Genomic DNA, 12136 nt, shown 5'->3' on the forward strand with positions numbered 1-12136 from the left:
ATTTTTTAAGAAAATAGCAGCTTAATAACTATATTTTATTAGAAATAAGCCGCTTTTATTGAACGATGGATGTCGCTGACTGACATTTTAAAACCCTATTACCTCGCTTTTTGCCTCTTTTCCTATCTCTCAGACTGATTTTGAAGCTTACAGAGCTTGTTTCCTGCATAGAGGGCTATCTTGGCCTATAGTGTAACACTGTAATTTCAAAAATTCATGGTTATATCCGTTACCGTGAATTATTACATCTTACGATATTTTATTTAACGTATTACGTTTTATGTAATATAATAAACGACGTAATATCCTAAACCTGTAATAAGTGGGACAAGCTGAAAATGGCGAGAAGTGGCATTAGTTATGACGAGGTGAAGCTGGCGATCGACGAGATGCTGGCGGAAGGGCTGAACCCAACTATCGCAGGTCTGCGAGAAAAACTGGGGACCGGCAGCTTTACTACAATCTCGGAACATCTGAAACGCTGGCGTGGCGAAAGGCAGGAAAAACCGGTTGCCGCCACGGGCACCCCTGCTCCGGAAACATTGAGTGGAATGATGCAAAGTCTCTGGCAACAAGCCCGGGAAGAAGCCAATAAAGAACTGGAACAGTACAAAGAAAAAATCGACCAGGAAGTGAAGTCTGCTCTGGAAGAAAAACAAAAAGCGCTGGAGTCAGCATTAGAAACCGAGAAGAAAAATAGCTGGCTGGAAGATAAAAATACTGAACTGCAAAATCGCATCTCAGAATCAGAACGCCTGACCGGACAACTGCAGGAGCAGAATCAGGCATTAACAGAAGAAGTTGAGTTAGCCGGAAAGCAACTGGAAGCCGTTAAGAAAACAGCCAAAGAGCAGCAGGATGCTCATCTGGAAAAAGAATCTGAATTACAACAAGCTCTGGATGAACAAAAAGATGCTGTTGCAGAAATCAGCAAAGGATTCCAGCAACAACTCTCTGAAGAGAGAAAGCGCTCTGAGCAAAGCGAGCAACACTGGTTATCTCAGTTAGATAGCGAACGACAGAAAAACAAGCAACTCACCGATCTGCTGAGTTCAACCAAAGATATCCAGCAAAAACTGGCAGGATTTGGCGATAAACTGGAAAAACAACTGCAACAGTTAAAGCAAGATCAAGAACTGTATATAAATACAGCTATAGAGAAAAATGGTAAAAACCTGACTGAATCTGTATCCGAACTGGAAACACAGCTGCAGAATCAAATGACAGCTCAGCAAGAACTAACCGGAACGCTGGATAATCAGTTACAACTGATGCAGCATCAATTAACGGATATACAGCAGAAACCCCACTGGCTGTGGTCAGTAAACTGGCAAACAAAATCGGATAATTAAAACGATTTAAAATACAGAGTCAGCCCCTTTGAGAAAATGCAGGCTGGATATAAAGTGTCATCTGAAACTGAAATGCTTGTTGATGCCCGATCGATAGTTTTCAGGATACTTGTCCAGCCTGCAGAGCGAATAGCAACCATAAACAGGATAAAGCATGCCCTTGAGAGGCTTTAAAATATCAGATACAAGAGTATTGATTTCAAAAAAATCAGTCAAAATCTTAGAAAATATAATTAAAATTCATTAAAACCCTATAAAATAAGAACTTTAAATATCAAGAGATAGCGCTGACATTTAAATCTGAGAATTTATCAGGGTGGTAGCTCTGCAGATTTTACATAGAGACAGCAAGCTGGTTGTTTTTTGATCAGAAAAGACCGGCCAAAAGGCTATCCTGAAGACCATTCAGCAGGGTTATTTGCCTGCCGCCAGGGAAAAAAGTGTCGAATGATGCTTAAGCTCTCGAAAATAGAGGCTTTCAATGAAAAAATTACCTTAAACTGCGCATATTAGCTTATTTTATTTATTGGCTCAGCTGTATCGGTAGTTTTCAAGGTACTAATCCAGACCTAACCTGATTCTGTGCGGGAAATTGATAACCATCGGCTCTGGTTCATAAACGGGCAATATATTGAATGCCTTATTCCACCCCGATTGTGGCCTGAAGTTTTACTTGTTCTTTTTTTGTCTGAAGAAAATAACCGCCAGCCATATAATACAACCCACACAAGCCAACGCTCCTACTGGTATAGTAAAAAAAGCAAACCAGAAAAGAATCCCCAGGCGGTGCAGTAGTTCACCAATATCATATCCTGAAACCTCACAGGGATATGTAAAACCTTCATGAAGCCTGCAGCCGTTCGCGTCTGCTATCAAAGTAGCCAGTGCAGTCAGTAATAATGGGGCCATGGCAAAAATGACCGAGATCAGAATGCCAAGCAGCGGCTTTTTCATTTTGAGAGTATCCTTACAGTAAATCACCAGATATATCTGAGCTAATACATCTGAGCGAGTATATTGGCACAATGCTGTTTCGGTATTAACTCTTCGTAACTGAAGAGTTTTATAAACTGAATCGGATCTGACAGACACCGTCCTGAAAAACCGGTAACTGCCAGATCAAGCCTGGATTAGTACAGAGAAAACAAGTCCCCTACCCGCATGCCATATGCTGTTATGATAGATCGCTTTTTCTGGATAAGACAAAATTATTCAGCTCGGCAACAGAGCGGATAACATGTAGCTCTTTCCCTGCTGACAACTCTTGTAATTTTTCAGAGAAATCATCATTCCAGAATTGAGGGCAAAGCTTTAAGGTTTTATAGCTTTCGATACTGCCTTTTATGACAGAGCTACCATCCGGCCAGCCTTCTGGTTTTACAAATAAGCCCTTCACCAATCTTTTGGTCACTAGCCAATAGCTGGTTGAATATGGCAGATCAATATAGATCAGGGTATCAGCAGCGTTTAACCGCTTGTAAAAAGAACCGATTGGGCCAAAACCATCTATGATCCAATGATCGGACATCAGTATTTCATCATGCGCCTGGTCATATACCTCCCGCTCAACTCGCTCACCGTTTGCCTTAAATACAATCGAGTCTAATTGATGCAAAGGTATACCGGAAACCGCTGCCAGTTTTTTACTCAGAGTAGATTTACCACTGCCAGGCTTGCCGAATACAGCCACTTTTTTCATATTACCTCCATGAATGGAAACTAAAACCCGGGAGGCGGAAACGAAAAAACCCGCCTGTCGGCGGGTTTGATCAGATTATAAACATCAGAAATCCCACCATTCCTAAGGAATGATGATAATTCGTACGATCTGGTTCTGATGTGCAGGATTCATATTCATCAGATTACAGTGAAGGATAGAGCATTTTATGTCAATGAAGAATTGTATAAAACATGTTAACAGCAACAATACGCTTCCTGCTTCCTGCTTCCTGCTTCCTGCTTCCTGCTTCCTGCTTCCTGCCCACAGAATATTTATTCCGGGTATACCGGATAATCGGTATACCCGGTTTTATCTGAGGAAAACAGGGTCTCTGCGTCAAAAGTGTTTATCGGATACCCCTGCTTCATTCTTTCAGGTAAATCCGGGTTGGCAATAAATGCTCGGCCGAAACCAATCAGATCAGCATAATGATTCATCAACACATGCTCGGTTTTTTTACCATCATAACCACCGGCACAGATAATCGTCCCTTTATACAGCTGTCTGACCAGGGCTCGGAAATTGTCACTGTATTCTGGTGCATTATCCCAATCGGCCTCGGCCAGATGCAGATAACCAATTCCCAACTCCTGCAACACAGAAATGATATAACTGAATGTCATCAGTGGATCGTCATCCTGCATATCTTTCAGATCATTAAAGGGAGAAATACGTACGCCAATCTTCCCTGGAGGGATTACTTCAGACACAGCCAGCAAAATATCTCTTAATAAACGGCTTCGATTAGTCAGATTACCTCCCCACTGATCATTGCGTTGATTACTCCCGGTTCTGAAAAATTGATCCAGTAAGTAGCCATTAGCAGCATGTATTTCTACACCATCGAAACCTGCTTCAACAGCATTTAACGCGGCTTGCCGGTAATCCAGAATAATCTGTTTTATGTCGGACTCTGTCAGTGCCCGTGGTTGCTCTGCCGGAATCTTTTCAACTACGCCCGATGCGGTTCGATCATAAACCCAAGTATCTTTGGCCACTACGGCTGAAGGTGCTACCGGAGCTTGCAAATCGGGTTGAAAACGCGCAGCAGAGACTCGCCCGACATGCCATAACTGGACATAAATCACGCTATTCTCTTCATGAACGGCATCGGTAATATTTCGCCAGCCCTGAATTTGCTCCTGAGTATAAATTCCTGGTGTAGCGGCATAACCCTTACCTTGCTGAGAGATCTGAGTGGCTTCAGTAATCAATAACCCTGCTCCTGAACGCTGCCGGTAATATTCTTTCATCAGTGTTCCGGGAATATCACCGGGTTGATCGGTTCTCGACCGGGTCATGGGAGGTAACACTATTCTGTTTTTCAGGGTTTTCTCTGCCAGTGTGTAGTTTGTAAATAAGTCAGGTAATGACATGACAAAGCCTCTTCAGTTAAGTCGTTGACCACATCATTATCTTTTTATTGTAGAATTTTGATAATTAGCCTGAGTATTCAATCAGATTCAAATTAAATTTGAATATAGATTGGTTACAGATAGACTGTTGCCATATATAAGAGAATGGCAACGCAGACAAAACAGACACAATATGCAACATGAATTACTAACACTTTTTGTCGAAAGTGCCCACCGGGGATCTATTTCCGCAGGTGGCCGTGTGCTTGGACTCAGCCCTGCTGCGGCCTCTGCAGCCATTAAACGCCTGGAAAAAAATCTGGGCGTACGTCTGCTTGAACGATCAACACGTTCTCTTAGTCTGACCTCGGCTGGTGAAGAATACCTGTCGATGATTGCTCCGGCACTGGAGCAACTGGATGAAGCCAGACTTTATATTCAGGAACAGCAAAATACGCCTAAAGGTGATATTCGCCTCAGTATTCCATCAGATCTGGGACGCAGCCTGATAGCCCTATGGATTATGGAGTTTCATCAGCAATACCCTGATATTCGCCTGCATCTGTCAGTAAGTGACCGGCCTGTAGATCTGATCGATGACAGTATTGATTTAGCCATTCGCTATGGACAATTATCAGACTCTTCTCTTATCAGTCGCTTGTTACTGCATAATCAAAGGGTGCTTTGTGCGTCAGCAGATTATCTGCAACACCATGGCATCCCCACCACACCGGATGAATTGATTAATCATCAATGCCTGACCATTTCTGCTAAAAGCAGCTTTAATCAACACTGGCAACTGCAACACCCGGAGCATGGTAAAAGAAAAGTGGCTATCAGAAACTCTCTGCAATCAGACGACGGCAATCTGATTCGTTTATGGGCTTTGCAAGGCGCTGGTATTGCTTTGAAGTCATGGACGGATGTCTGCCAGGATATTCAGACAAAAAAACTAATCCGGGTTTTACCGGAATGGAGCAGCCTGAACGCACCTCTGCAACTGATCTATGTTCAGAAACAATTGCAACCTGGCAGGATCAGACTATTGGTTGATTTTCTTGTGAAAAAATTCCAGTACTTCGAACAAAGTCAGGAGATGAATCATTCAGAGTCGCGGCTACTTCCATGATCACCTATCTGAACTGGAAGATCAGAGGCAAAATAACAACCACGATCAGAGACCATCCAGTATAAACAGGTAAATACTTTCCAATAATGGCTTCCAGATTGTCTATACCCTCTCCTTGTCGCAGGTGTCTGATATATTGCCGGAGTAACAAAATAAGATGAGCAAAAATCAGCAGATTTGCTCCGGTCACAACCAGGCGATTCAGGGTTATGCCATACTCTGCCCATCGAAATATTATTGCTGACAGAGCAATAACATTAACAAATAGCGTTGCACTGACTAAAGAAACATTAATATAGTCTGATAGCTGAACGCCCGGTCGCTGCTTCTTACCAGATATAGAAAAAATGGTCAGCGCGAGAATAATCAGCAGCAGGCCATTAAACAGGATAAGAAACTCTCTGTCGGTATAAGGACTACGCCCCTGATAAAAGGTTGCAACCAGATACGCCAGTACAGTGATCAGAAATAATGGGCTGAACACATTAGATAAAATCGGTGCGAACTTACTCTGACGGTTTTGTACTGTATCGAATAAATACGTCGCAACAATCGGAGCAGATACCAGACCCAACACCACGATATAATCCGTATACCACCTCTCAATCGAGAGGCCAATCAGATCAAACAAGCTTAGAGTAATACCTGTCAGAACCATTCCGCCCAGCAGAATCAGGGCAGTATATATCCCCATCTCACCAATATAGCGAATGAAGTTCAGGCGCTCTTTTGTACTTTGCCAACGATCAGACATAAAACTGAGCGCTAATAAACTCAATGACGCTAATGGCAAATGGATCAATGCCATCGTAACTGAATCAGAATCAGAGCTATCCGGCAAAGCAAACGCGACAACCGTACCGCCTGCAATCGCGGCCAGAATGGTCGTTTTAATTTTTGATTTTACCGTGGTTGATAACAAAAAATACGCTGTCAGCGCATAAACCACAATTAAAGGCATAAACCTGGGGTAAAACCACTCATCTTCTACAGAGAAAAATGCCGGTATTTTGGTAAAAAAACCGGTAGCAAGGCACAACAGAACCAGCGTAACAATTGATATTTTTGCCACCGTTTCCGGCGCTGAATACGTTAACCTTGCATGCCAGACTTTTAATGTTTCAGAATCGACTTTCTTTTCCATTGCCTGCTGGAGCATAGGATAAAACTCGTCCGGCGACTGGCGATACAAAGCCTCCAGCGTTTCAGGCTGATCCAGATGATCGATGATTAAGTTTTTTGACATATAGTAAGCACCTGCACAAACTTTGTTCGGTATTTATACCATTTTCCTCTCCGGCCAGCAGCGATCGGTTATTCGCGATAAAGACCAGGCTCAGCCTGAAACCAGCCCGGCCCCGGATAATGTGCTGGACAACTATCCTGACACAGCGGGCTATCCTGACACAGCAGATTTAAAACTACCGCGGATGCCAATCTGCCAAATCGGCTCAGTCGCTCAGTTGTTCTGCTTCGGTATAATCCAGAAAATCCTGAAAACTGCCCTGCATTTCTACAATAGGCGGGGCATGACACAGCTCAGATGAGGTTCGCACCCAGCTGAGTTGCAGCAATGTATACAGATTCTCTTCATCCGGGTGCCAGCATAGTAACCGACCACTGTTGACCAGATCCTCGTGGGCAATAATCCGAAGTGATCGACCGTATAAGACGTGATTTTTTCCTATGGCCTGGTCTAATTTATCGCTCAGTAACCAGACGCTAATCTCACTGGTTTTATACCAGCCTCTGGGTAACATCATACAATCCCTCGTTACCAGTTCACCACATCACAGAACCAAAGGATACGATCAGCCTGATACAGATGGCTGAATCGACCCGACCTGTTCTATCGGATGGGTGGTTGTCATATCATTCCGATAGCGACGCACTACACCGGGCATGCCGTATTCCCTCCACAGAATACGGCACCGGTGACGTCTCTACCGGCAAAGCATTTAAATCACTCAATACCCTGCCATTCAGAAACAGGGTTAAAGTTTAATCGCCAGTTTTCAGATCTTTATCCACCATTTTCTGGATCAGCTGCAGCTCATCCATCAGGTCAGAGACAAAATAGCCCGCGCCATAAGCCACATCTTTCTGATGCAAAGAGCGCTCATTTTTAAAGGCCATATGCTCCAGTGCCGTCATCACAAATGCGCTGCGATGCCTGAAACACTCAAAGGCCTGGCTGAGCTGATGCATATCCAGTGGATCAACACCTTCTTTTTTCTCTCCGTCTTTAATATCAGAGACATTGTGAGTCGGGTTCATAACGTAAACCTCCGGTAGTTTTCAAGATAGTTATCTTGTTTACTGAAAGATTCATGGGTTTAAACAGATTGACGGCAGTATTCACCACGACTGATTTAAGCCGGGTGAAAGCCCCGTGCATTAAAGGCGAAGCACACCGCGAATCGGATAAAACAAGAACCTGTTCAGAGATACGAGACAAGCATCCGGACGTCAAAACACCTCGGGATAAAATACCCCGATAATGAAAAAACGTCGGAAAATGAAGGTCCAAGCCCGAAAGCTGGAAAGAATTGAAGGCGTAAAAAAACCTGGCGCCGCAAACGCGATTACAGGCCGTAAGATCATGAAAATAAAGAAATTTTTCTTTAGCCGAGCGAAGCTCTGGCGTAAAATCGGTGTCAGCCATTTATTGATACCTCTGATATCGGTGATGGTTAGCTGCCTCTGGGTGCGTCGGAAACACTCAGGGGTAGCGACTTAATTTATGATTTAAATGATTACGATAGACACCTCCTTCTTTTTGATCTGGTTAATTAGCGAATATTGAAACATCAGTCAGCGGCTTAAAGCAATCGCTAACTGATGTTTTTGTGGGGATCTTGTTGAAGATAAATGATCATCTGACATTATTTGTCGCGATTGGCAAAAAACATTACAGTAGAAAGATCAGAACCGCTATCCCGAGTGACTAAAATATCCCCGTCCCGATCAGATTTAAATTCAGCTTCCTGACTGAATAAGAATTCAAATAGGCAATATAGGACGGAGTATCTGAGGCTTTAGCGGTTTCGATTTTTATTGGTTGTTTTGAGTTTTTCTATTGTATGACGCTCCGCTAAACGGCGAGCGTTAGCGAGTCCGGTGGAGGCCACGTCTTTTGTGGCCGGAACGAATTTGAGCGGCTTGTTATAAGGCATCTAGTACACCGTTTTGATTACCTTTTCTACACCAACTAAAAAATCCACTATTTCATCTTTAGTAGGCTCTTTTTCTTTAGGGTGATCACATAGGTTACGAATATCACCCAAGTGCTGGATAAACCTCCATTGCGCCGTATCGATGGTGCCATTTTCTTTAAGAAGCTGATAAAAATCACTGATGGATGGGTTCTTTTTCCTAGATTTTAGGCCGTGGTGCGCGCATACCTTACCCAAATGCTTTTCTAGAACAACTCCCCCAATGGCTCCAGAGGCACGTACAAAACCTTTTTTGTTTAGCTCTTTTGCGGCTTCAATCTCGGAATCGAATATGTCAGCTTGTAAAACCTCGGAAATATCAAATATCGCGTTTTTAAATCTTGTTTTTGCAGATTTTAGAATTCCTAGTTGCGTTTCAAATTTAGGATAAGCTGCTGAGCCATCGACTACCGTTTCGTATCCCCTTGTAGTTCTCAAGCCTATAAGATAGTCGGAAATCGTATATGTAAGAAAATCAGTATTCTTTCGCTTTTCATTTTTATATTGAAGTACGAAATCATCTAAACGATCTGGAAGAATTTGTCTTACAACTTGAAGAGCGAGTGAGTACCACTTCTGATAAGAATCCTTGATGTTGGGCAATTTTAAATCTTTAAATTCTTCGGTTTGCTTGTCATTCAAAAGACCTAGATCGAGAGCAATGGATATTTGCAACACCTCACCTTGCGTCACGAGTTCTTTTAGTTCTTCTTCAAGCTTAGAATATCTACTGTCCATTTCTATGCCTTATAACGCCCGGCTCACGCGCCGGTTTGGAGCCGCGAAGCGGCGGAAAATCGGTCGCTGTGCAGCCGATTGTTATGCTTATCAAGCACAACGGATGACTATACGTTTGAATATTTCTGACATCGGCTCGTAGTTCACGTTAACGCCATCAATGTTAGCCTGAATCCATTCATCCTGTGCTACATCACCCCAGTCAAGGTCGTAACCAGCCGCAAGAGAAAGATGCTCGAATAACAGCCTTTGGACCCTACCATTACCCTCACGGAAGGGGTGTATCATATTGATTTCACAATAATACTCAGCAAGCTTATTGCAAAACTCCTCTTGGTGAAGATTCCGCAGCCAATTCTCATTCTCCAAGTGGCCGAATAATTTTTCTGACTCTGGTACAACTCTGCCACAGTTACAAAATCGCGTACCACCTTTCGAGATATCTATGCTGCGTATGTCACCAGCCCAATCATATAGCTCCGAGAAAAGCTTATAATGCAGACTCTTCATGTACTCCAGGTCATATGGAGGGTGACTGAAATCTATATTTCTGGCTGTTATCGCTGTAATCTCTCTTTCTGCGTCTTCAAGCTCGTCCATATTTTTAATATTAAGCTTATTTTTCAATATGCTTGTACCTTGATAGCAGTAGATATCATTGACTGCATCATACTTATCCATAATACTACCTTTTGTATTTTTCTAGAACACTTTCCAAAGACGCGCTCTTATCAGAAAGTTCGATATCTATACCTTCAAGTTTGGAGCTATCCTTAAATTTTTTTAGCTTTGTTTTCTCATAATACGAGTAAGGATCGAATGATTCTGAATAGAAAACAGAAATTATCAAGTTTATCTTTCTATTAAAGTCTTCCCAACCTTTTGCCGTAAGGTTTATGCCAAGAGCTTTGGAAATATCGCTCTTTGATTCTTTAAACGATTTCCCTTGATCCATTTTTGTTATAATTATTTTATTGGTAAGAACAGATTCTTTAATAAACTGAATCTTATGAAAAAGCGATTTCCAACCTCTAACCCCAAGCTTGTTGTCAATTTCTTTTTCAAGGCTGTTCTTAATTTCGAGATAGGACCCTAGTCCCCTTAATTCATCTAAACTTGATGCGAGTAGTACACTTCTTGCTTTCATATCAACCCACATTTGGCTAGGATTTTGCCGTCATTTTATCATCTTTGTAGATGGCCTGCGTCCGATCTGGCAATGCATAACGCCGCATTCAGCGGCTTGTCCGCTGAAATGCTTTGTTACACATTTATTGCTTACGGATAATTATGTAGTAAGGCATTTCTTCACCGCCGTACCAGGTAGAATTATCAACTTGTATACAAGGCTTACCGTCACAGCGGGAAACTTCACCGTACTGTTTCAATGAAGCTATTTCACCCACCAAGATACTTTTCTCATTTTTTAGTCGGTTAATCTCATCAATTGTCGGTATATTTTTTATGAACATAAACCAAAGGAGCGCACCTGCCATTAAGAAGAAGAGGAAGAACATTACCCCAATTTTTAGAACCGAAAACTTTGCCGCCTTTTCAAATCTAGTTGATGCTCTATCTGCGTTTTTTTCTGCCTCGCGCAAATTTGAAAGTACTTTTTTTACGATATATTCGGTCGCCTCACGACTGGATGCGGTCACTGCACTAGCAACCCTACTCTCGATATCTTGTGCGGTACTATTTAAGCTTTTCGTGCTACTTTCAATTTCTTTTATTGCGCCTTGAAGTTCCGATTGATTTCTTTCGCTAGCTTTCAAAAGATTGAAGGAGGAATCTACAAGGCAGTGAAATTTTTCCATCTATCTACTCATCCCCATAGAATGTCCTCTATCTAATTTTTTTTCTTTTTCAGGACGCCTTCGCATTATCGAATCGTACTCATTTTTAACTTGCAAAACGTAATCTTTATGCTGCAACCTTAACTGCATTATATCTGCGAACTGTAGGTACCTCAGTCCCTCTTCACCAACTGACACAATCAGGCCACCTGTACCTACTTCTCCTTCACCTTGACATGTGGACACGAGTGCAAGATATGCTTCAAGTTTGGAGGATGATATTTTTATCTCAGGATCTATTACCGACTTTGTGATACTTTCGATAAAAGATTCAATCGTATGTTTTGATTCATTACCAGAAAAGGCGTCTAAGTATGGATTGATGTTGTTTAAACACAACTCTTTGAATGGCTCAGTTTCAACATACCAATGGATATCCCTAGATATTTTTTGTAGTTCATCATTATCACCAATCTGTATGCTGAGCTGCTCACATCTATCTTTTTCTTTACTAAGTGAGCTTGTTCGATTCTTAAACTCAATTAGCCTTACCACCCCAGGAAACTCCAATAACATATCCCCAAGCTCCTTGTCTGCTGGGGTCTGCTGTAACAGATTTATAACTGATAGCTGCTGTTTTCCTTTGATAGCATTCCCAATAGAGTGCCCCAAACCATACAAAAAATTTCCAATAACTACGTTCTCATAAAGCTTCAATACTTGGACTCCATCTATACGTGTAACTATTAAGCGGTTATACGGATGGCGGAGCCATAGCTATAACCGTCTGTTGAACGGCCGCTGATTGTGCAGGGGATTTGCTTTTTAACG

Annotated in this window: 13 protein-coding genes; 2 read left to right on the forward strand and 11 right to left on the reverse strand. The window is 42.3% G+C overall.

Annotation, left to right across the window (positions count from 1 at the left end; genetic code table 11):
* Positions 1-338 precede the first annotated feature (338 nt).
* Positions 339-1352: a DNA-binding protein gene (locus H4O21_RS19275; protein ID WP_182810522.1), complete on the forward strand. Its 1014-nt coding sequence runs from the start codon at positions 339-341 to the stop codon at positions 1350-1352.
* Positions 1353-2021: 669 nt separating this feature from the next.
* Here H4O21_RS19275 and H4O21_RS19280 read toward each other — a convergent pair.
* From H4O21_RS19280 to H4O21_RS19290, 3 genes are all read right to left on the reverse strand, one after another.
* A complete protein-coding gene (locus H4O21_RS19280) occupies positions 2022-2306 on the reverse strand; it encodes a hypothetical protein (protein ID WP_182810523.1) in 285 nt (94 codons plus the stop codon).
* Between the two features lie 220 nt (positions 2307-2526).
* Positions 2527-3051, reverse strand: a complete 525-nt coding sequence (locus H4O21_RS19285) for a P-loop NTPase family protein (protein ID WP_182810524.1) — start codon at positions 3049-3051, stop codon at positions 2527-2529.
* A 293-nt stretch (positions 3052-3344) separates the two neighbouring features.
* Positions 3345-4448 carry an alkene reductase gene (locus H4O21_RS19290; RefSeq protein ID WP_182810525.1) on the reverse strand — a complete coding sequence of 368 codons (1104 nt, stop codon included), beginning with the start codon at positions 4446-4448 and terminating at the stop codon, positions 3345-3347.
* Between the two features lie 172 nt (positions 4449-4620).
* Here H4O21_RS19290 and H4O21_RS19295 point away from each other — a divergent pair, with 172 nt between their 5' ends.
* Complete coding sequence (locus H4O21_RS19295) at positions 4621-5556, forward strand: LysR family transcriptional regulator (RefSeq protein ID WP_182810526.1); 936 nt, start codon at positions 4621-4623, stop codon at positions 5554-5556.
* 4 nt (positions 5557-5560) lie between these two features.
* On the opposite strand, the gene H4O21_RS19300 is transcribed toward H4O21_RS19295, so the two are convergent.
* From H4O21_RS19300 to H4O21_RS19335, 8 genes are all read right to left on the reverse strand, one after another.
* Complete coding sequence (locus tag H4O21_RS19300; RefSeq protein ID WP_182810527.1) at positions 5561-6802, reverse strand: hypothetical protein; 1242 nt, start codon at positions 6800-6802, stop codon at positions 5561-5563.
* A gap of 205 nt (positions 6803-7007) precedes the next feature.
* Positions 7008-7319: a hypothetical protein gene (locus tag H4O21_RS19305; protein ID WP_182810528.1), complete on the reverse strand. Its 312-nt coding sequence runs from the start codon at positions 7317-7319 to the stop codon at positions 7008-7010.
* 238 nt (positions 7320-7557) lie between these two features.
* On the reverse strand, positions 7558-7833 hold the full coding sequence (locus H4O21_RS19310; RefSeq protein WP_182810529.1) for a hypothetical protein: 276 nt from the start codon (positions 7831-7833) through the stop codon (positions 7558-7560).
* Between the two features lie 899 nt (positions 7834-8732).
* Positions 8733-9509 (reverse strand): hypothetical protein, encoded by a 777-nt coding sequence (locus H4O21_RS19315; RefSeq protein WP_182810530.1) that lies wholly within the window; start codon positions 9507-9509, stop codon positions 8733-8735.
* Between the two features lie 90 nt (positions 9510-9599).
* Entirely contained in the window at positions 9600-10190 is a 591-nt protein-coding gene (locus tag H4O21_RS19320; RefSeq protein WP_182810531.1) for a putative adenosine monophosphate-protein transferase Fic, read from the reverse strand.
* A gap of 4 nt (positions 10191-10194) precedes the next feature.
* Positions 10195-10656: a YhfG family protein gene (locus tag H4O21_RS19325; RefSeq protein ID WP_182810532.1), complete on the reverse strand. Its 462-nt coding sequence runs from the start codon at positions 10654-10656 to the stop codon at positions 10195-10197.
* A gap of 124 nt (positions 10657-10780) precedes the next feature.
* Positions 10781-11326: a hypothetical protein gene (locus H4O21_RS19330; protein WP_182810533.1), complete on the reverse strand. Its 546-nt coding sequence runs from the start codon at positions 11324-11326 to the stop codon at positions 10781-10783.
* Positions 11327-12022: a hypothetical protein gene (locus tag H4O21_RS19335; protein WP_182810534.1), complete on the reverse strand. Its 696-nt coding sequence runs from the start codon at positions 12020-12022 to the stop codon at positions 11327-11329.
* Positions 12023-12136: the final 114 nt, after the last annotated feature.

It is taken from the genome of Oceanospirillum sediminis, from assembly GCF_014164585.1.
In the GTDB taxonomy this organism is placed as follows: Bacteria; Pseudomonadota; Gammaproteobacteria; order Pseudomonadales; family Halomonadaceae; genus Oceanospirillum; species Oceanospirillum sediminis.

Coding starts and splice junctions, on each gene's coding strand:
- H4O21_RS19330 (WP_182810533.1), bottom strand. CDS start 11,326: ATGGAAAAATTTCACTGCCTTGTAGATTCCTCCTTCAATCTTTTGAAA.
- H4O21_RS19285 (WP_182810524.1), bottom strand. CDS start 3,051: ATGAAAAAAGTGGCTGTATTCGGCAAGCCTGGCAGTGGTAAATCTACT.
- H4O21_RS19275 (WP_182810522.1), top strand. CDS start 339: ATGGCGAGAAGTGGCATTAGTTATGACGAGGTGAAGCTGGCGATCGAC.
- H4O21_RS19280 (WP_182810523.1), bottom strand. CDS start 2,306: ATGAAAAAGCCGCTGCTTGGCATTCTGATCTCGGTCATTTTTGCCATG.
- H4O21_RS19325 (WP_182810532.1), bottom strand. CDS start 10,656: ATGAAAGCAAGAAGTGTACTACTCGCATCAAGTTTAGATGAATTAAGG.
- H4O21_RS19315 (WP_182810530.1), bottom strand. CDS start 9,509: ATGGACAGTAGATATTCTAAGCTTGAAGAAGAACTAAAAGAACTCGTG.
- H4O21_RS19305 (WP_182810528.1), bottom strand. CDS start 7,319: ATGATGTTACCCAGAGGCTGGTATAAAACCAGTGAGATTAGCGTCTGG.
- H4O21_RS19295 (WP_182810526.1), top strand. CDS start 4,621: ATGCAACATGAATTACTAACACTTTTTGTCGAAAGTGCCCACCGGGGA.
- H4O21_RS19320 (WP_182810531.1), bottom strand. CDS start 10,190: ATGGATAAGTATGATGCAGTCAATGATATCTACTGCTATCAAGGTACA.
- H4O21_RS19300 (WP_182810527.1), bottom strand. CDS start 6,802: ATGTCAAAAAACTTAATCATCGATCATCTGGATCAGCCTGAAACGCTG.
- H4O21_RS19310 (WP_182810529.1), bottom strand. CDS start 7,833: ATGAACCCGACTCACAATGTCTCTGATATTAAAGACGGAGAGAAAAAA.
- H4O21_RS19290 (WP_182810525.1), bottom strand. CDS start 4,448: ATGTCATTACCTGACTTATTTACAAACTACACACTGGCAGAGAAAACC.